This is a genomic window from Paenibacillus sp. XP01 (assembly GCF_057364885.1).
This window is the reverse complement of record NZ_CP139481.1, coordinates 2545766-2565094: the sequence shown is the minus strand read 5'-3', so window position 1 is coordinate 2565094 and position 19329 is coordinate 2545766. Positions and strand designations below refer to the sequence as shown.

18 protein-coding genes are annotated in these 19329 nt (G+C 50.8%); 1 reads left to right on the top strand and 17 read right to left on the bottom strand.

All coding sequences use genetic code 11. The features are described from left to right. Window positions 1–76: 76 nt before the first annotated feature. From SNR34_RS11995 to SNR34_RS11980, 4 genes are all read right to left on the bottom strand, one after another. Window positions 77–412: a hypothetical protein gene (locus SNR34_RS11995; protein ID WP_486181965.1), complete on the bottom strand. Its 336-nt coding sequence runs from the start codon at window positions 410–412 to the stop codon at window positions 77–79. A gap of 132 nt (window positions 413–544) precedes the next feature. Further along, a complete protein-coding gene (locus tag SNR34_RS11990) occupies window positions 545–1030 on the bottom strand; it encodes an NTF2 fold immunity protein (RefSeq protein ID WP_486181964.1) in 486 nt (161 codons plus the stop codon). 21 nt (window positions 1031–1051) lie between these two features. Then, window positions 1052–1582, bottom strand: a complete 531-nt coding sequence (locus SNR34_RS11985; RefSeq protein WP_486181963.1) for a pyruvate kinase — start codon at window positions 1580–1582, stop codon at window positions 1052–1054. A gap of 252 nt (window positions 1583–1834) precedes the next feature. Next, on the bottom strand, window positions 1835–2917 hold the full coding sequence (locus tag SNR34_RS11980) for a lactonase family protein (protein WP_486181962.1): 1083 nt from the start codon (window positions 2915–2917) through the stop codon (window positions 1835–1837). Window positions 2918–3093: 176 nt separating this feature from the next. Between SNR34_RS11980 and SNR34_RS11975 the strand changes: the two genes are divergently transcribed. Next, window positions 3094–4023 (top strand): AEC family transporter, encoded by a 930-nt coding sequence (locus SNR34_RS11975; protein WP_343259421.1) that lies wholly within the window; start codon window positions 3094–3096, stop codon window positions 4021–4023. On the opposite strand, the gene SNR34_RS11970 is transcribed toward SNR34_RS11975, so the two are convergent. The 13 genes from SNR34_RS11970 to SNR34_RS11910 form a co-directional block, all read right to left on the bottom strand. Then, a complete protein-coding gene (locus tag SNR34_RS11970; protein ID WP_339277698.1) occupies window positions 4001–4591 on the bottom strand; it encodes a DUF2062 domain-containing protein in 591 nt (196 codons plus the stop codon). The two genes, SNR34_RS11975 and SNR34_RS11970, sit on opposite strands and share 23 nt — an antisense overlap. A 60-nt stretch (window positions 4592–4651) precedes the next feature. Then, window positions 4652–5110, bottom strand: coding sequence for an OsmC family protein (locus tag SNR34_RS11965; protein ID WP_236417384.1), 459 nt, complete (start codon window positions 5108–5110; stop codon window positions 4652–4654). A 45-nt stretch (window positions 5111–5155) separates the two neighbouring features. Beyond that, complete coding sequence (locus tag SNR34_RS11960) at window positions 5156–5923, bottom strand: DeoR/GlpR family DNA-binding transcription regulator (protein ID WP_236417383.1); 768 nt, start codon at window positions 5921–5923, stop codon at window positions 5156–5158. A 157-nt stretch (window positions 5924–6080) separates the two neighbouring features. After that, the gene (locus tag SNR34_RS11955; RefSeq protein ID WP_486181961.1) at window positions 6081–7205 is read right to left on the bottom strand and encodes an NADH-dependent flavin oxidoreductase; all 1125 of its coding nucleotides are present in this window, start codon (window positions 7203–7205) and stop codon (window positions 6081–6083) included. A 471-nt stretch (window positions 7206–7676) separates the two neighbouring features. Continuing rightward, a complete protein-coding gene (locus tag SNR34_RS11950) occupies window positions 7677–8351 on the bottom strand; it encodes an SOS response-associated peptidase (RefSeq protein ID WP_236417381.1) in 675 nt (224 codons plus the stop codon). A 91-nt stretch (window positions 8352–8442) separates the two neighbouring features. Further along, window positions 8443–9918, bottom strand: a complete 1476-nt coding sequence (locus SNR34_RS11945; protein ID WP_486181960.1) for a 6-phospho-beta-glucosidase — start codon at window positions 9916–9918, stop codon at window positions 8443–8445. A gap of 131 nt (window positions 9919–10049) precedes the next feature. After that, window positions 10050–11342, bottom strand: a complete 1293-nt coding sequence (locus SNR34_RS11940) for a PTS sugar transporter subunit IIC (protein WP_486181959.1) — start codon at window positions 11340–11342, stop codon at window positions 10050–10052. Between the two features lie 4 nt (window positions 11343–11346). Next, window positions 11347–11652, bottom strand: a complete 306-nt coding sequence (locus tag SNR34_RS11935) for a PTS sugar transporter subunit IIB (protein WP_236417378.1) — start codon at window positions 11650–11652, stop codon at window positions 11347–11349. A 1-nt stretch (window position 11653) separates the two neighbouring features. Further along, entirely contained in the window at window positions 11654–11992 is a 339-nt protein-coding gene (locus tag SNR34_RS11930) for a PTS lactose/cellobiose transporter subunit IIA (protein WP_236417377.1), read from the bottom strand. Window positions 11993–12007: 15 nt separating this feature from the next. Further along, window positions 12008–13936, bottom strand: a complete 1929-nt coding sequence (locus tag SNR34_RS11925; RefSeq protein ID WP_486181958.1) for a BglG family transcription antiterminator — start codon at window positions 13934–13936, stop codon at window positions 12008–12010. A gap of 457 nt (window positions 13937–14393) precedes the next feature. Further along, on the bottom strand, window positions 14394–14702 hold the full coding sequence (locus SNR34_RS11920) for a hypothetical protein (protein ID WP_236417374.1): 309 nt from the start codon (window positions 14700–14702) through the stop codon (window positions 14394–14396). 115 nt (window positions 14703–14817) lie between these two features. Beyond that, window positions 14818–17520: a putative Ig domain-containing protein gene (locus SNR34_RS11915; protein ID WP_486181957.1), complete on the bottom strand. Its 2703-nt coding sequence runs from the start codon at window positions 17518–17520 to the stop codon at window positions 14818–14820. A gap of 121 nt (window positions 17521–17641) precedes the next feature. Continuing rightward, window positions 17642–19237, bottom strand: a complete 1596-nt coding sequence (locus SNR34_RS11910) for an RICIN domain-containing protein (protein WP_486181956.1) — start codon at window positions 19235–19237, stop codon at window positions 17642–17644. Window positions 19238–19329: the final 92 nt, after the last annotated feature.

Below are 19329 nucleotides of genomic sequence, written 5' to 3'. Positions count from 1 at the left end.
ACGAAACTATTGACCATATTGCGTTGTTATACGAAACGATTAAGCGCACAAGTTCACTTCGAACTCATGCCTTCCATTATTGCTTCTGGACCTGGATTCGCTCCGTTCGTCCATTCCAATCGATCTCCAGAACAAACTCCGGTTCATCCAGCAATGCAACGTTTTTATCGCCTCGCTGTTCGATCACGGGGCCAAAAGGCAAATCCTCTCGCACGCTGATGTTTCTGCTGATGAATTTGTATTTGATCCCTTCGATCGTGCCAGCGTCTTCCCCGATATATTGAATCGTATAGCGATAGCTCAGGATATCGTCGTTTCCTTGTATTGTGCTGTTGGCACGCCAGTTCTCGCTTTCACCTGCGTACGTGTACAAATGGGAGCTGGAACAGCCTGCTCCGAACATCATCAACATAACTATGAAGCAAGCAGCGCAAATGTTTTTCATCCCTTTTCCTCTCCTTCGTATCGATTGTTTCGGAACGCGGAGTTGGGTCCGATAATGGATTACGGCAGTCTTCTATTCATGTAAAGCGTTCTCTCGTCTTTATTTGGTACCAAACATCATAAGCAATGTCCCGTCCTCTTTGGCAAGAGCAATGTAAATGACGCCTCCCATCGTTCCTGGAGGGAGTGTTCCTTCAATTATCCATGCTTCCGCAACCGGATTATAGCTAATCGCGAACGGTGTCTCCTCCAGAAAGCGAGGAAAGTGCTCCGCCAAATATGGAAAGATAGCAGATGCAGCAGCGTGTTCATTACCCAGCTCGCCAAACGCAGCTTTCACCCTCATCCGGTCCTGCTGGACAAGAGTTTCCCGATCGGCAAAATAAAGCTGGTGTCTGCCAAGCAAATTTTCATCGTGTAAATCCCGTTCCACCAAACCGTATTCGATGACCGAATTTTTCTTGTGGACGTGATGTTTGCTTTTTTTCTTATCGTCGACTTGTACCGTAATTTGATGGACTCGAAGACGATCGCGCTCCAACTCTTGCTCTTGGATCATTCGCTCCCAATGTTCCATGAAATCCATCTTGAATCACCCTCTAGAGCTTTATTTGTACAAATATCTCTCGAAACCATCTTGCATCCCAAAGTGCCTGAGATAATATCCTTCTCTGTATCGGGCCATCAAATCATCCAAAAGTGGATCATTGTCGAACTGAATGTACCCCGTCAAATAAAGGACGATCAAATATTCCTCAAAACGCAAGTTGCCGAGTACCATTTCCTCTTCTTCCATACCGTAAAATACATCGATTTCAAAAACCAACACATTCGATATTCCACATAATGTTGATCCCATTATCAAGGCAAATTCCATCGTTTCATAATCAATGTCATCATCCTTGTTCAATTTAATCAATTCCTTGATGGCCTGTTTGTCCTCAAACACATAGGCCCCTACGGCCTGATCAAATCCGGCATAAGGATCATTGCGTAAGTACGAGAACCGCTCCAAATCGACCTTTTCGGCACGATACTTCTTGGTTAACCGATCATGGATCTGATCCAAGTTGAACGGGTTTGGAATATCCAACGTCAGGTATTTCTGATAGAGCTTCTCGATATCGATTTGCATCATGCCATTCCTCTTTTCGAGTTACATATTATATGTATAATCATTATTAGAAAACGACTACCAACATTTTCTATATTAACAATCTATTATGCCATACACAATGAAATTGACCTGATATTTACATTTTGGATACATCTCAAATGAATCCACACAAAAGGCCACTCCCTTCGCGATGGAAGAGAGCGGCCTCTTGAATAATTCACCCCTTGCCATTAGGCAGGGTACCTCATCTAAGCGTTACATGCTCAAACTTGCTTACAGGTATACCGGTTTAACACATACAGGCTTGGATACCCCTGTGCTGTGGCCTGTATATTTCAGGCGGCCCGATTCTTGGTCCACCGTAAAGGTAACGATGTTGTTGGTGTCGCGGTTAGCCGCGATCAGCAGCTTGCCGCTTGGGGTCAAAGCAAAGTGACGCGGATGCTGCCCTTCAACGGATACTGTCTCCACATGCGTCAGATGGCCCGTCTCTGCGTTCACCGCGAATACGACCAGGCTGTCGTGACCACGGTTGGAACCGTACACGAAACGTCCGTCGTTGGAAACGACGATTTCAGCCGTCGTATTTTCAGCGCCGTCATAGCCGTCCGGCAGTGTCGACACGCTGGCGATCTCGGTCAAAGTGCCTGCTTCCGCATCATAGCGATACGAAGAAATCGAGGAATCCACTTCATTGATCACAAACGCGAACTGGCCGTTCGGATGGAATGCCAGGTGGCGCGGGCCAGCGCCCGGATGCGTTTTGGTTTCGCTATGCAGCACGAGTTCGTTTTTGTCCGCATCAATCGTGTAGATGGCGATTTTGTCGGCACCCAGATCCTGTACCATCAGGTATTTACCATCCGGCGAGAAAAATGCGGAGTGCACATGCGGTTTTTCCTGACGTGCAGGGTTTGCGCCATGGCCTTCATGTTTTTTCTCATCCAGAAGAACGCCGACTTCGCCGTTGTCCGTCAGCGATTGCAGCCCAACAAGCCCACCATGGTAGCTGGACAGAATCAGATAACGACCGGAAGGATCGCGCTGGATATGGCAAGGCGGAGCGGTCAAGGAGTTATTGCGGTTAACGAGAGCCAGTTTGCCCGTGGACGGGTCAATGCTGAGCGCTACCGCTTCGGACATTTTATTTCCTTCGGCAGAAACGGCTTCACCGATGGCATATACTTTGTTGTTTGCTGCATCCACGTTGACGAACGTTGGATTTTTTACGCCGGAGATCCCGTCCAGCTTCGACAAGCTGCCTGTATCCTCATTCAATTCGTATGCATAAATGCCCTCATTTTCAGTTTCGGCATAAGAGCCGGCGATCACGAGCAAGCGTTTGTTTTCACTCATTACGGTATCCTCCTAGTATGTGTATGTAATCTCGTTGTACCTCTTCTATAATAAATCTGCCATATCAAAATAGCAATCCGACTCCCGGTGAACACCCTGATCGGCCGTGTGAAAAAAGCCCGTTTTCTGCTATGATGGGATAGGCTTTTCCAACTAGAGAAGGGATTGAAACGGATTTGTTGCACTCATTTTTATTGACACTGTACCACGTATTTTTGCCCATTTCGCTTCCGGTCATCGGAGGCATGCTGCTGAAAAAATTCAAAAATTGGGATACGCGTCCCCTGTCCGCTTTTTCCCTGTATATTTTGAGCCCGGCGCTCATCTTTGATACACTGCTACATGCCGAAATTACGTGGACCGACGTGTGGGGAACCCTCTGGTTCTCGATTCTCAACCTGCTTGCCCTCTGGCTGCTCGCCGCCCTGCTGAGCCGCATGTTCCGGCTGGAAGCCAGCGAAAAAGCAGGACTCACGCTCGTATCCACGTTTACCAACTGCGTAAACTACGGGCTGCCTTTGGTGCTGCTTGCTTTCGGACAGCTGGGGCTGGACAAAGCCTCCGTATACGTCATCGGACAGATCATCATCGTGAATACGCTGGGCATCTTTTTTGCCGCAAGATCGGAATTTTCGGTCAAACAAGCCGCATTGTCCGTCTTTCGCATGCCATCCATCTATGCGGCGGTCATCGCCATCATCCTGAGGACGTTTGATCTGCATCTGCCCGAAGCCGTCGACGGCGGCGTTAGCATGATCGCTACCGGTTATGCACCCGTCGTACTAGCCATTCTGGGTGCCCAAATGCTGCGCCCGCGCGGTACGTCAGAACCTTGGCCCGCCAACGTGCGCCGTGCCTTCTGGACGGGGATTGCCATGCGCCTGGCTGCGGCGCCGCTGTTGTCCTACGCGATCTTGAAAGCACTCCAAGTGGAAGGAACGCTGTTCAGCGTGCTGCTCATCCTGTCCTCCATGCCGACGGCAGTCAATGCCGTCATTTTGGCTGAGCAATTCAATGCGTCCCCGCAGTTCGTTTCCCGCTGCATTTTGTGGACAACCATTGCTTCGATGGCCATCCTGCCCTTTATGATTGTGGCTGTTTCCTGATCAGCAATGATGCGGGCGAGTGGGAAGCCGCCGCCTGGCGCCGCTTCTCCAGCCTGCGTTCATGGCGCCGTCTGAGCGCCCGTACATACAATATCTTCACCACGAAGTAAGAAACAAATCCCAATAACACCCCGAAGACGGACATGCCTGCCAAAATGTCCAACCCCCCAAGCAACAGTTCCTTCAATGCAAACCAATTGCCGCGGAACAGCTCCATAAAAGCATTTTCATGCAAAGCTCCCTGTCCCATGCCATGGGCAGGCAAAATCCATGACCCAATCTGTTTCGCCAAAGGCATAAGCAAAATGGGCAAAAACGTAAGTTTGCCGATCACGTTGCCAACGATAGCTGCCGGCAACGAACCGCCGGACAACCGTACGATCGGATAAAATGCAAGGTAGATCAGGGATGCCGTCGATATGACAATCAGCTCCAGGCCAAAACCAAGAGCAAATCCGATGGACACCTTATGGGCGCCTCCCGGTGCACGCAAAAGCTTCACGAAATTGAGCTTGAGCGCACGCCCGAGGCGGGCCAACCGGGTCGATTTCCGTTTTTGTGTGTTCATGCCGTGCTTCCCCTTAGTTCGACAAATAACGACAAATTCCGTCGTCTTCTTCTCAGTATATCACACCGCACCCGCTTCTGCCGTAGTGATGACAGGCTGCGTCTCGATCGTTACATTGCCTGCGACCGCTCTGGAAATCATGCAGGATGCCTCGGCCTTGTGCGCGAGCCGTTCTGCCTTCTCAAGCTGCTCCTGTGCTGTATCGGCCTGCAGTACGACATGAGGTTTGTGAACGATCCGTTCATACGTGAAAATGTTGTTGGTCACGTCCACCGTCGCTTCCGATTCCAGCGTCAGCTCTGCAGGTGTAATGCCTGCTCGCTCCAGCATGGCAGCCAGCGTAATCAAATAACAAGTGGATGCGGCGCCAAGCAGCATTTCGTCCGGGTTGGTGCCCGTACCCGGACCGCCCATTTCCTGCGGAATCGAAATAACGCTTTTCAGCCCGCCCGCGTCGATGTGCCCCTCGCTGTTGCGGCCTCCGTTCCATACCGCTTTCAAGTGAAAAGGATGTTTCATTATATTCATTCCTTCCTGTGTTTGCTGCATCGGAGTGTTACCCGACTATACGCGTATGCATTCGATGGATTGTTCGGCCAGGCTCTCGACGATCTGGCTGTCAATGCCTTGATCCGTCACGATGGTGGCCACGCTGCTGAGCTTTGTCACTCGCGTAAATGCCTGGATATTGAATTTGCTGGAATCCGCAAGCAAAATCACTTCGTCCGCAATGCTGATCATCTTCTGTTTGACGAGCGCCTGCAGCTCGTTCGATTCGCTGATCCCTTTGGTTAAGTGCACGCCTTTGCAAGAAAGGAACAGCTTGTCCACATGGTAGGCATCCAAAGAGCGTTCGGCCAGAGGCCCGACGAAAGACAGCGATTTGGAGGCCAACTGCCCACCGGTCGAAATGACTCGGATCTGTTCCTTGCTGCTTAGCTCGGCAGCAACCTTGATCGAGTTGGTCAGCACCGTAAGCTGAATGTTGGGCAGTCCCGCAGCCATATACCATGCCGTTGTGCTGGCATCCAGTGCAATGCGGTCCCCTGGTTGTACCATTTTCACGGCTTCGTTCGCGATTCTCCGCTTCTCGTCCGCGTGTGTAACCGCCCGCTCCGGGTACGGAATTTCCTGCTGCGAGTCTTCCTTGTATTTGATGCTGACCGCACCGCCGTGGGATCGCCGCAACCGACCGGCCTGCTCCAGTTTGTCCAGATCGCGGCGGATCGTTTCTTCCGTTACGCCGCAGCGCTCGCTTAGCTCGGTTACGCGCATGCTGCCTTGCGCATCCACCCATTCCACAATTTTTTCATAACGTTCTGCAACGAGCATGTTCTTCACTCCACATCGATAATTTCCATGGCCAAGCCTGTTCACCCTATCATACCACAGCACTTGCCTACGGAAAATTTCAGGAAGTACAAAAAAAGGGGGACATTGCCCCCTTCAGTTACAATAATTCCCTCCATATACCTCTCGAAGGGAGCGCTTATTCAGCTACCGGGAACCATCCTGGTGTATTGATGATCGCCTGCCACAAGCCATCTGGGATGACAAGCCGCTCCTGGTCCGATTTGGTCAGCACCGTCTCGATATCCTCTTCGCGACCGCTTTCGATTTTTTCTACCCAGTCCGGCTCAATGATCAGTTCGCGGCCGAGAGCAAGCAGCGGCAAGCCGGTTTGCAGCGCTTCTGCCGCCTCGTCCGCCGTATGAATGGAACCTACCCCGATGACCGGCAATTTGCCGCCAACGCGATCCAGGATGAATTCGATGCGGGAACGAGTATCAGCTTCGCCGCGTCTTGGTTTGGACCAGAATTCGTTCAGTGAAACGTGAAGGTAATCCAGGTTTTTCTCCTTGAGTGCATCTACCAGAGCATAAGTTTCCGTCATGGTCAGCCCTGGCGTTTCAGGTTCTTCCGGCGAGAATCGATAGCCAACGATGAATGGCGATTTGGCATGATCGGCCACAGCCTTCTGTACTTCGTCGATCACGGCCAGAGGGAAGGTCAGACGTTTCTCGATGCTTCCGCCCCACCGGTCTTCGCGGCGATTGGAATGCGGGGAAACAAATTGCTGGATAAGATATCCGTTCGCGCCATGAATTTCAACGCCGTCAAAACCGGCTGCGATGGCACGGCGAGTCGCTTCACCGAAGTCCTTGATGATGCCGTTAATCTCTTCATTGCTCAATTCTCTTGGCAGCGGAGATCCCGGGCGTTCGCTTGCTACCGCGCTCGGTGCCACGACCTGACCCGCAGGAACGGCCTGCTCGGGCGTCAAGCGGCCGGCATGGAAAATTTGCAGCACTGCTTTGGAACCTTGCTGTTTGATCGTCTCGGCAAGGCGGGTGAGGCTTGGAATGAAACGATCGTCATACGCGGCAAACTGTGCCGGAAAACCAATGCCGTTCGGCGTAACGTATGTAACCGCCGTAACGGACATGCCTGCGCCTCCTGTGCGGCGTGCGTAGTATTCCAGTTCCGCATCCGATACGGTGCCGTCCGGATTGGAGGACATATGCGTCATCGGAGCTAACACGATGCGGTTTTTCAGCGTAATGCCGTTCGGCAGCGCCACAGATTCGAATAAGGGAGCGTATTTGGGATTCATGAATGGTTTCCTCCTCTTATATAAACCGCACTAATCAATCACACAAAGCTACTGCGAGTGCAGTACCATCTTTCGATCGCCGTTATCCCCATGATTTTTTGATTCCCCTTCTTTAAGGAGAAAATCCGGTGATAAGCCTATGCTTCCGATGCAGCTTTCTTTCAGAAAGCCTTTAGGCGAACGCTTCGCTTCTCCAGATTGGTTCTGCCTCTAAGTTTACGTGTGTATGTTTTTGCGGTTTATATATATCTTTTTTTATAGATATACGAATATGCATTTCAAATACTGTAATTATTATAGTTACTATTCAAACACAATTCAAGTTTTCGTTTGAAATCATGCCAAAAGGACGGAGGCACCAGGCACTCCGCCATATAAGTGATGTTATAGTGATGTAACTGGCCATCGCTGATCGACAGCGAGACCGAAGGTGCGGCATACGCGCGCTATGTGCTCTTTAACTCGCACCCGTCAATGGCGTACATAAGCCAGCTTCAGTTCCATCTCCTCCACGCACTCGTAGCTGTCATGATCATCATTGGCTACCATCGGCGTCACCGGATACATCTTCATCTCTGTGCGATTGTAGGATTTGAGCAGCGGCAGCAGCTGCGTTACGCGTGTATTGGCCGGATCCAGCCAAGCGTCGATTTCCTCATCGGACAGGATGGCCGGCATTTTATTGCCGAATTCGCGCGTAATCAGGTTGGCGCCCGTCATGATCATGGTGCACGTGCGAAGCGGCTGTTTACGGGTATCTTTCCACACTTCGTACAGACCTGCGATGCCGAACAGTCCACGATCGGGCATGACGACACGGACGGCATAGCTCTTTCGGCCTTCCTTCCGCCAGTAGTACAGACCGTTGCACGGTATGACGCAGCGTTTGGTTTCGACCATTTTCTCGTAGGAAGGGTTCTCGTGCACCGTCATCAGATTGGCGTTTACGGCGTCGCGTCCCCAGAACGGAATGAAACCCCACCGGAATTCATCCAGTACGCGTTCACCATCCTGATGCAAAATAATCGGCGTATGTTGGGTCGGGCTGATGTTGTACCGGTTTTTGTAATAATACATTACCCGCTCGATTTTGAAGTGATCCCTGACCTCATCCAGATCGGCGGCTAACGAAAAGCGGTTGCACATGAAAATCGCATCCTTTCCCTGCTTGGTGTTTCATGTATTGTTTGTAATTTAAGGGAAATTATGCATGAAATGCTGCAAATCCGTTCTTAAGTCAACCTTCCGTGATGGAACCGGGATCAAGCTGCCCGCCATTGGACGCAATGACGTCCCTATACCAGTAAAAGCTCTTTTTCCGCGTACGCTTGAGCGTGCCGTTCCCCTCGTTGTCCTGATCGACGTGAATGAACCCGTAACGTTTGCTCATTTCGGAGGTCGATGCCGACACCAGATCGATGCAGCCCCAGCTTGTATAACCCATCAGTTCCACGCCGTCGCGAATGGCCTCCCCCATTTGCCGGATATGTTCTGCAAGATAATGGATACGGTAATCGTCGTTGATGCTGCCGTCCGCTTCCACATGGTCGAGCGCACCGAGTCCGTTTTCCACCACGAACAGCGGCACCTGGTACCGGTCGTACATCTCCCTCAGCACCACGCGCAGCCCGATCGGATCGATTTGCCATCCCCAATCGGATGCCGGCAAGTACGGATTTTTCAATCCTGATGAGAGATTGCCTTGCGCCGTTCCCGTCACCGCCGGATCTGCGCTGGTTGTCATCGACATATAGTAGCTGAACGAAAGGAAATCAACGGTATGATTGCGAAGCACGTCCTCGTCGCCCGGCTCCATCCGCACCTGAATGCGTTCCTCATCCCAGACGCGGCGAATAAAAGAAGGATATGAACCGCGTACCTGCACGTCCGTGCAAAACTGCGCCATTTGATTCTCGGTTTGCGCCTTCAACACGTCTTCCGGGTGACAGGTATACGGGTACAGCAGTTTTCTCGCCAGCATGCAGCCGATCTGGGCTTGCGGCTGGATCTCCTTGCCGCGCTTCACCGCAAGCGCACTCGCCACGAACTGATGGTGCAGCCCCTGAAAAGCGATCTGCCGCGGATGCTCCCGCTCTTCCGTAATAATTCCCGCTCCGAGGAACGGCGCTTTCAGCGTACAGTTGATCTCGTTAAAGGTAAGCCAGTACCGCACTTTGTTTTTGTAACGTTCGAACAGCGTTTCGGCATAACGGACGAAAAATTCGATCAGTTCGCGCGACTCCCAGCCGTTATACTTCTGCACCAGATGCACGGGCATTTCATAATGCGAAATGGTAACCAGCGGTTCGATGCCATGCTTCAAGAGCTCGTCGAACACGTCGTCATAGAAACGCAAGCCTGCCTCGTTCGGCTCAAGCTCGTCGCCCTGCGGAAAAATGCGCGGCCAGGAAATGGACAACCGGAACACCTTGAAGCCCATCTCGGCGAACAGGGCGATATCCTCCTTGTAACGATGGTAAAAATCGATCCCCCGGCGCTTCGGATAATTGCCCTGCTCATCCTGGATCGCCGCCTCCAATTGTCCGCGGGTCATGGATAACAGCTCGTCCAGCGTGCCCCGCTCTTCGGGCGGGCAGTATTTCACGACATCTGCCGTCGACAACCCCTTGCCTCCTTCACGATAGGCTCCTTCCACCTGGTTGGCCGCAACGGCCCCTCCCCACAAAAAATGCTCTGGAAAAACGGTTTTCATCTGATGTTCCCCTCTCTGCTAAAGAAGCCGAAACCCATGAGCCCCCAGGGCTCCGGCATTCCGGCTCCTTTCGTTTCGTATTCGTAAAACGTTGCCTACGGCCTTGAGGCATGTGCCAACCGTTCCATCGATTAGGCTTTGGATGCTTCCGCTGCCTCGGCTGCGGCTTGCTCTTGCTGCAATGCCTCGGCATCGGCCTTTTTGAAGAACGGGTAGTACATCGCAAAGCTGATTGCGATCAGCACCACTTGGAACGCGCTGACCCGCCAGCCGCCCGTCATCCAGCCATTGAACAGGATCGGTATGCCCAGCGGCACCTGCACCCCGTTCAGTACCGGCAGCACACCGATGGCCGTCAGTAGAATGGCCAATCCGCTCGTGATCAGCGGGGTCAGGATGAACGGAATCATCAGCCGCACGTTCAGGACCAGCGGCAAGCCGAAGATCACCGGCTCGTTGACACCGATAAAACTCGGTACGATCGCCAAACGCCCGAGCGTTTTATAACGTGCCGACTTGGCAAACAGCATCGCGATGATCAAACCGAGCGTCGCTCCGGCCCCGCCCACGAGAACGTAAACCGGGAAGAATGGCGAACCTACGATGTTGACCCCGTCCAAGCCGTTTTGGTATGCTTCCAGGTTTTCCAAACCGAGGGCCACCCAGATCGGTCCCACAACCGAATAGACGACGAGTGTGCCGTGAACGCCGAAGAACCATAACAGGTGAATGATAAACACGCAGACCAGCATCGCCCACCAGGAACCGCCAAGATTCGTGAGTGGAACCTGAATGATCGAAAAGACAAATTCATGCATGTTGCCGTATTTCGTGGCCGCAAAGATCGCTGTCAAAACAAGCATCAAAATGGCAATCAGAAAACCGGGCGTCAGCGCGGCGAACGACTTCTCAACCGTTGGCGGCACGCCCTTCGGCATCTTGATGTAAAGCTTTTTCTCCAATACAAAGGTATAAATTTTACCCACGATCAACGCAATGATGATGGCTACAAACAAACCTTTGGCACCCAACCACGAGTATCCGAACGCTTTGGTTACCCCATCTTCCAGCAGGCCTTTCGGCGTGACGAGCAGAAAGCTCATCAGGGCTAAAATCCCCGCGGAAAACCCTTGCTGTTTATGCTGTGTCGCAAAGTTGTACGCAATGGAAAACACCGCATACAGCGCAATCAGGTCGGTCGTGACCGAAGCCGGAACCGAAGTGTAATCCTTCAGTCCTGTTTCGACGAGAAAGTTCTGGTAAGGCTCGATGCGAAGCGCATTGATCAGGGAGAAGATCGCTCCCAGAATGAGAATCGGCATCAAGGCCATCAGGCCATTGGAAATGGCGCTAATATAGGTATTCTTTTGAATCTTGGTGCTCACTTTCTGTATTCGCGTTCTCCATTCTGCACCGCCAGCCATGCATTTAAGCCTCCTTGTTCATCATGTCGATGGCCGTATCCAGCACTTTGTCGCCGTTCATCATGCCGTAATCCATCATGTCGATCGTCGTTACGGGAATACCCGGATATGCTGCCGCCAACTCATCTTCGGCGTGCCCCATCTGTGGTCCGAGCATAATGATGTCAAACGGCGTTTGGCTGGCGATATCGCTCTCCGCCACCGCATCGATGACCACTTCGATTCCGCGTCCGCGCGCGGATTCCTTCATACGTTCCACCAGCATACTTGTCGAGAATCCTCCGGCACATGCAAGCAAAATCTTTTTCATTTTATTTCACCAATCCTTTCACCAATTGTTCGAGCTCCTTGCGGGCTTTGATCTCTTCGATTAATTCGGCGGCCACTTCGCGGACCGTCAGCGCATTCATCAAATGGTCCTGGGCGTGAATCATCAGCAGCGTAATTTCGGTGCGTTCCCCGCGTCCTTCGGCTTGAATCAAGCCTGTCTGCACTTTGTGGGCTTTGGTCAGGCTGCCTTTCGCCTCTTTAATGAGCGCCTCGGCTTCTTCCAGCTTGCCTTCTCTCGCAACGCGAATCGCTTTCAGGCTGTAGCTTCTTGCCTCGCCGCTATTGGCGATGATTTGCATGACGGTTTGTTCGTAATCCATGGGTTCTCTCCACTCCTATATAAGACTCTCTATTTCTTTGATAAATTGTTCGTACGTGCCCGCCTGCAAAATGCGGCTGCGGCTTTCTTCTTTTTCCATGAAGATTAGTAGCAGTTTGCTGATTTCCTTGTGCAAAAAGAGCTGCCCTGGCCGCAAGTTGATCAGGAAAATGAGCTGAACCGGCTTGCCCTCATGAAGGATCGGCCGTTTGAGCACGGTGACGTTGATGCAATCCTTGATCGCACCCATACGCATCGGATGGGGACCGGCGACGCCGTTTTTGTAAATGGTCGTAAATTTGCTCTCCCGCGTCAGCACTTGTTCGGGGAAATCGTCCGCTGCATATCCTTTGGATACGATCTCCTCGCAGCGGTTTTGCAGCAATTGCATATAATCGCCGCCTTCCGTTACATGGAACAGCTCCTTGCGGAACAGCTCCTTGAAATCCAGCAGCTTATACGAGGTCTGCACCGTGGCCATCTGCAGGGAAACCGTTTCGCGAATGCGCTGAATTTCTTGATCGTCCAGCCAATTTTTAATGTGGATGACCGGTTTGTCCGCCATATCCCGAAATTCCTGTTCAAGCGGGACCGTCGTTAAAATCAGATCCACCGGCTGCTTCATGATATCCGCAATTTCGTTGACGGAGGCCGTGACCACCGACGCTTTTGGAAACAGTGCCTCCAGCCTGAGCCGGATCAAATGCGCGCTGCCCGCGCCGGACGAGCATATGACGACGATTCGTTTCAGCTGCTCCAAACGCGACTGCTTCATCCGTTCCAAATGCGTAGCGAAGTGAAGGGCGACATAACCGGCTTCGTCACGCGACATTTTAAAGCCGTACCTGGCCTCGATGAACTCGGCAAATCGGAACGAAATGAGAAATACGTTGGCATACTGGCTGTACACGTCCTCGACCAGCGGATTGCTGAGCTGCAGATTGTAATAGAGACGGTTCAGCAATGGGAACATGTGCAGCAGCAGCGCATTTTGCAGATCGTCATCCCGGCTGAAACCAGTGAGAAACTCCTGATCCAGCTGCGATAATATTTCGAGGATACCTCTGCGCAGCTGCAGCTTCGACTGTTCGGACACATGCTCCACGATCGTTTTGCCCGAAATATGCAGCGCCAAATAGTTGATTTCGTCCTCGGGCAGCTTCATGTTCAAATGCTCGTCGATCCACGCCGCAAGCTCCTCCGCAATGTCACGGTACAGAGCCTCCGGCTGTGGAAGCGACGTCTGTCCTGGCACGATGTGATTATGCTTGGATATGCGATATAACAGAATCAGCAGATGTGTCACCAGATTGTTCAGAAACACATCGGATATTTTCAGTTCTTTCGTTTTCAGCACGTGCAGCAAATGGTTTTTCAGTCGATCCTTGTCCAGCTTGCGGCTAAAGTCGTAAAACTCCCTGCTCTGCTCGACAGGCTGGTCGGATTGCAGTACGTAGTGAGAAAACGCTTTGCGGAAATTCTCTTCGTTTCCCTCCACCCGAATGCCGTAGTGCGCTCGGCGGGTCAGGTTTAATCGAAAGACGGCCAAGCGTTCCTCCACTTCCTTCAAATCCGCGAGCAGCGTCGATCGACTGATGCCCATTTCGTCGGCAAGCCGATCCATCGGGACGTAATCCTGGCTCTGCAGCAGGCAGAATAACACTTGCTGCTGTCTCGCCGTCCTGTCGTTCAGATCGATGCGGTGTTCCTCTGCCGTTTCGTTTGCCATGTATGATCGGAATCGTTCAGGGTCGGTCACCTCGAGCGCGTAACCCTGATTGCGAATCATGCGAATGCAGTAGCCGTGCCGCTCGCCTGCCTGGCCTAGCTGGCGAATCGACTGGCGGACGGTCCGTTCGGACACGCCGAGCGCCGCGATCAATTCGTTCATGTGCACAGGCGTCGTGCTGTCATGGAGCAGCATCATCAGTTTGTGTTGCCTCATTTGAAATCCCTCATTTTGATACTAGTATCGGTCAAGCCACCCCAGCTGGTTCTAACGTAATAATAGGTGAAAGCGCTCCCCGTAGAAAAGTGTGTAATTTGCCATGTGAAACGGCAAAAAGTACAGCATACCCCCTTTCCCGCAGCGATAACAATCCCCCCCCTTCCTGAATGTAATGTGAAAAAAAGAACAAGAAAGGACGCGCAAGGAATGAGGTATGCAGAACCACTTCACAAATGGCTGTCGTCTCTATTTTTATCATGTCTGATTTCAGTATCTCTAGTTGTCCCGGTTTCAGCCCAAGATTTTCCTCCTTCCCAAGATCAGTCATCCTCAGTCGAAATTTCTATTACCAATACTAACGGAACAATATCATGGGTAATGCCCGACTGTGACATCACCTTCACTGTATTTTAACTACCAAAAGGCATTCTGCGATCGCAGAATGCCTTTTCTTTTACCTATTTTCAATGACATTTACCAGTTCATAAAATTTTTTCAATCCACTATTGGGCCAGCTTAAGCCTATGCCTGTACGTTCTAAATGCTCTGAATTCTCTGGATCAAAACACTCAAATGTTTGAATGTCATTACATTCGTATGTTTTGCCATTTATTATAAACTCTTCAAAACTGGTAAAAGGACGAGGCAGCAACCTGAAAGAACTAATATACCCTTTTTTATGAACTGTGGGTTCAAAAAATACATGCAAGTATTCTTGGTCTATTCGATATTGAAAACCATTGAACTCCCTGATCTTGCCCATCTCTCACAGCTCCTTTTGATCCATTTGTAAAATACAGGATACTGGCCCCATGCCCTTGGATGAACTCCTCGCACCCGTCCATTCTCACTATCGGCAGAACGAATGGAGACAGAAATCAGTTGTTATTCGTCTCTTTCCGCTCTCCGAACAGCCTGAGCTCGGCCATTTCAAACATCGTGCTTGAGGGATCGTTCATGTGTAATTTCAAGAAGCGGAACGATGTATTTTTATGCTCTTCGGCGACTTCCAGTTCCTGCATATCCTCTGTGACTACGGTAAGTTCCGGCGTTAACCGGGTCCAAGCTGTCATATCATTAGAGCCGAACACGGCCACACCGCCGATTCTTTCGGGAAAACTCGCTCTGACTTGCATAGCTATTTTATCCAGCGAGATGTTGAACTCACTTCCGAAATCCATCGTGTAACTCAGATTATCCGCCAAATAATATCCCGCAAAGCTGTCGGAGGCACCATCCACCAGATTGATGATTTGGTTTCCGAAGGTAGAGGCAACAACCATATCGACGTAATTGATGCTGCCATCCTGCATGAGAGGGGTTAGTTCTTCCAGACTTTCAACAGCCGCGTTCAGCTCCACTAGTTTTTGATAGAATTGTTCATCCGAAGCAGTATTTAAGGCATTCATTACATCTTCATACACTGTCCTATACGCTCTCAAAGACGATGAAATGTAGGACTTTTCCTGATCATATGGCGCAATGACGGCTTCTATCGCAGATCGACGGTCGTAAGTTACTGTAACGATTACGGATTTAGCGGTAACCGTAGTTCCGTCCGTCGCGCTCACAACAAAGGAATAGGTTCCGGCCTGATCAGGCTGCCAGCTAAAAGCCCCGGTACTCTCATCAAATACCGCGCCTTCCGGCTTGTGATCAAGCTGATAAGACAACACTTCACCCGGTCCTGAATCAGTGGCCGAAAAGTCATAGTGCAATGAAGCTTCGGATCCGGTATGCGCATATAGATTCAATGCAGGGTTCCCTGTATCGAAAACGGGCGGTGTTAGTCGTTCCGCTGCTTTCAAATGAAAATGGTCAATATCTACTTGGGTTCCGGAACCCGTAACTTTGATATAGATCAGATCACCCAGACCCTGAAATGCATCCATCGTAAACGTCACGTATTTCCACTGGCCTTTTGTATCAGGCAGCACCACTGCATTTTCCGTCCATCCATTGATCTCCAATTTCGCTGTACCGTCGGTCCGCACTTTGATCCCGACTGTTTTTTCTCCCGTGCCGGAAGCAACGACCGCAGCTCTGCTGCCATGTTCTGTTGCGGTGATCCTTAGATAGGAAGTGTCGCCTTCTTGACCAAGCTCTGAATAATGATCCAGCGAAGTCGTTCGCAGCTCGATTTCATTCAAGCTCGGATCAGGAGATACCTTCGGAAGAGTCGCGGTTCCTTCGCCTTCGGCCTCTTTAGGAATAAACATCCAATAATCGGCTCCTCCATCCGGCGACTCCCACCAGAATGGATGACGTTTGTTAAACATGTCGGTATAGTAGGGCGCAGCCTGCTCCATGTCCAATCCCAGCTGATACTTATAATAGTAATACTGACCATAAACGTTGCCGCCAATGCGGCCTCGGTATGCCCCCGATATATTTTTATAAATAATCGTCGGATTCCCTTCGATATCCGTATGGGCTGCGACCGGTGTCCAAGGCGGATCATAGCCTATCATGAATTGTGCGAAATAATCGGCCGCTTTCAATATACGATGGTCCAAAAACTCGTAAACACTGACTGCGTCTTGCGCCGTCGACAGCGTCCCTTCAACGGGATCAACTTTTGTTCGCTGAGCCTCCAACAATCGTCCCAGAATCTCCACGTTGGTAAGATCGCCGGCGCCATGCGCCTGATCCCGTCCCATTTCCACGTGTTGGACTCTTGGAGGGGTTACCGCTTCCCCTGTCGTAATATCCTCAGTCACCCATCGGAACAGCTGCTTGATTGAACCGTTTTGTCCCTGGTCTATTGCGGTTCTGTTCACGGTAAACCATTCCACGCCCTCCTCATATCTGTCGAAGTTATCCGTGAATATATAACCGGACATGGCACCTAATAATGGGTAAAGATGCTGATTCATGAACTTGTCATTAAAGTGCAAAAAGGTTTCCGTCATTGGAATAATCAGATTCGTAGTGAACCGGGCCGTATCCTCTTCCGTCCACGCCCATTTCGGGTCTTCATTCTCTGCACCCGAGTAGCGCAAAAGCTCTGCTGCAGCAGCCATCCGGTGGAGAGGTATGCCCATATGAATATGGGAATCCGTAAAATAGGTATATTGATCGGGATCCATCTGCTCCCATAAACGTATGATTCGCATCGCATTGGCCCGATAGGCTTCGTCCCCGGTAATATAATACATAATGGCTTGGGTGTACGCTCTCAAACCGTCTGCGACGAATGCTCCTTTACTGTTCACAGCACGTGTTTTAGGGCGATCCGTGCCATCCGGATTGGAACCTGCGTAAATATTGGATGCAAATGCCTTGGAAGCATATCCGGATTGGGACATCCAAACGTAGTAGGTATACCACGGATCCTTTTTGGCAACGACCTGCTCACGCATATTTTCCAGTATTCCCTTCGTTAATCCTATGCCGGGATGCGTAAATCCCTCATCGGAAACGACCTCTGTAATGATTACCTTCTCTGTCCCGGCCGGTATTTCATTCGCAAAAGCGGTGTCACCCCCCATGGGCAGATAGGATGCAATCATAATCAAAAGCAGAAACATGCCAATGGCCGTCGTCGGCGCTCTCCATATTCGATTTCTTTGCTTTTTCATCCCCAACCTCCTCATAGTAACGTCCAAAATATGCCTGAAACTATAAAGTCATCTGCTGTGATTGCTATACGAAAAAGGAGATCTCTACTTGCAGAAATCCCCTTGCTATATATCGGATGAATCAATGTACAGATTCAAGCTTCCATTGCTGATGCTTTCCAAGCAAGTATCGCCACTGGATGAGTGGTACTGATTCTTCAGAGGATGCGTTCAGAACGTCGACCGATAGGTTCGTGTGTATAGGCGTAATCCGGTAATAGCCGTCACCGACGGGGATGAACGCAAATTTCTGACTATTTCCTCCCGTACTCGCGGATAACTCAAATTGGGCGCCACGAGCAAGGGAGTCATTTGCTATCCCTAAATAAAGACCGCTCTCACCATTTTTGATGCTGTACTGGCCTCCGCCGATGTGGGTTACGGCCCATTGCTGATGCGTCCCCCCCGTATATGTCGACTTCCGCACAAGATTGCCACTGGCTTCCATCGATTTGCCATCAAGTCGTACTGTGAATCGGTAAGTGCCATCGGGAATATTTTCAGAGGGGAGCACTGCCGATCCTCCGCTGCCTGCCGGACGCGTGTATAGCAATGTTCCGAATCCAAGGTGATCGAATGTCGAAGGATACTGCGGGTTTGGGCCACCTTCCGTTCTCATCAAAGCAGCGCGGGCCGCAATGTTTGGAACGTTCATGCCTTTTCGATTCGCATAATGATTGTAGATCATTTCCCAGATCGGGCGAAATTCATTGCGTCCGGCACCGGATATGACCGTGTGGGTTTGAACGGCACCATTGGTTCCGGAACCCCATTCATAGGATGCAAAGGGAACATCATCATCTCCATTATTGTACTTTGCCACATATTCGGCAGCTTTCATAAAGCGGTTGTCCGCCCATCCATATAAGTCATCGCCCTGATTCCATGCCATTTCATTGATCGTGGCCATTAAGCCGATGCCGAGCTGGGTATGTGCCTGATCACGTCCGGACTCCTGCCATTGGGCGAGCCCATCCGGATGCAGAAACGGGATCGCATTGTAAATCGAGCCATTTCCAGCTCCATGCTTGAAATATTCTATCCCGATCTCATAGATATCTTGGCGATCACAGAACACTCCGATGGCAATGGTTGCTGCCATATTGCTCAAATCCCAGTTTGCCCAGTAGTTTTGAATGTAGGCGTCGTTGTGGTCCCGGCCAAATTCATTACCGATCAGGAAACGCTCGTTAAGAGGTTTATAGAACACGTTAAGCAGCATAGCCTGCATTCCTTGTACATCAAATCCAGGGTAATCTCGCATAAGCTCAGCTGCATTAGCCAGTTGATATCCTTGTAAACCCGCGGCTAAATAGCGATCGGCATTGCCCGTAACCGTTGTAAGTGTGGACGACCATGCATTCAAAATGTCCCGTGCCGTATCTCCGTGTGCCGTGTCTCCGGTGATTTTCCAGCGCAGTGCATTCTGGTAAGCACGGGCTGCATCATTGTAGAGCAAACTCACATTATCGCCCGTGCCGCCTCGAATGATCGTGGCCGTGGCCCGGGGAGTCCAACCTGCCGCAGAAAGCGGGCTGTTCACTAACTGGTTCCATCCGTCCAAGTAGGGTTGTTCCCCGGCCGCCACCATTTGCTTGATACGAACCAAATCTTCCTCAGTATGCAAAAGTCCGGGATGCACAAAATCCGGTTCGGCAGCAGCGATGTTATCTTTCATTCCGAAACAAAACATGCTTCCTATAAAGCTGAAAATCAAGACCATGAACCAAAATTTTCTCATCATGCATCATCTCCTTAGATTAATGACAA

What these genes read in the sequence shown, in the direction of transcription:
- SNR34_RS11940 (WP_486181959.1), bottom strand. Translation starts at nt 11,342, where the DNA reads ATGGCTGGCGGTGCAGAATGGAGAACGCGAATACAGAAAGTGAGCACC.
- SNR34_RS11920 (WP_236417374.1), bottom strand. Translation starts at nt 14,702, where the DNA reads ATGGGCAAGATCAGGGAGTTCAATGGTTTTCAATATCGAATAGACCAA.
- SNR34_RS11925 (WP_486181958.1), bottom strand. Translation starts at nt 13,936, where the DNA reads ATGAGGCAACACAAACTGATGATGCTGCTCCATGACAGCACGACGCCT.
- SNR34_RS11960 (WP_236417383.1), bottom strand. Translation starts at nt 5,923, where the DNA reads ATGCTCGTTGCAGAACGTTATGAAAAAATTGTGGAATGGGTGGATGCG.
- SNR34_RS11935 (WP_236417378.1), bottom strand. Translation starts at nt 11,652, where the DNA reads ATGAAAAAGATTTTGCTTGCATGTGCCGGAGGATTCTCGACAAGTATG.
- SNR34_RS11995 (WP_486181965.1), bottom strand. Translation starts at nt 412, where the DNA reads ATGTTGATGATGTTCGGAGCAGGCTGTTCCAGCTCCCATTTGTACACG.
- SNR34_RS11950 (WP_236417381.1), bottom strand. Translation starts at nt 8,351, where the DNA reads ATGTGCAACCGCTTTTCGTTAGCCGCCGATCTGGATGAGGTCAGGGAT.
- SNR34_RS11955 (WP_486181961.1), bottom strand. Translation starts at nt 7,205, where the DNA reads ATGAATCCCAAATACGCTCCCTTATTCGAATCTGTGGCGCTGCCGAAC.
- SNR34_RS11910 (WP_486181956.1), bottom strand. Translation starts at nt 19,237, where the DNA reads ATGAAAGATAACATCGCTGCTGCCGAACCGGATTTTGTGCATCCCGGA.
- SNR34_RS11980 (WP_486181962.1), bottom strand. Translation starts at nt 2,917, where the DNA reads ATGAGTGAAAACAAACGCTTGCTCGTGATCGCCGGCTCTTATGCCGAA.
- SNR34_RS11930 (WP_236417377.1), bottom strand. Translation starts at nt 11,992, where the DNA reads ATGGATTACGAACAAACCGTCATGCAAATCATCGCCAATAGCGGCGAG.
- SNR34_RS11915 (WP_486181957.1), bottom strand. Translation starts at nt 17,520, where the DNA reads ATGAAAAAGCAAAGAAATCGAATATGGAGAGCGCCGACGACGGCCATT.
- SNR34_RS11990 (WP_486181964.1), bottom strand. Translation starts at nt 1,030, where the DNA reads ATGGATTTCATGGAACATTGGGAGCGAATGATCCAAGAGCAAGAGTTG.
- SNR34_RS11985 (WP_486181963.1), bottom strand. Translation starts at nt 1,582, where the DNA reads ATGATGCAAATCGATATCGAGAAGCTCTATCAGAAATACCTGACGTTG.
- SNR34_RS11945 (WP_486181960.1), bottom strand. Translation starts at nt 9,918, where the DNA reads ATGAAAACCGTTTTTCCAGAGCATTTTTTGTGGGGAGGGGCCGTTGCG.
- SNR34_RS11970 (WP_339277698.1), bottom strand. Translation starts at nt 4,591, where the DNA reads ATGAACACACAAAAACGGAAATCGACCCGGTTGGCCCGCCTCGGGCGT.
- SNR34_RS11965 (WP_236417384.1), bottom strand. Translation starts at nt 5,110, where the DNA reads ATGAAACATCCTTTTCACTTGAAAGCGGTATGGAACGGAGGCCGCAAC.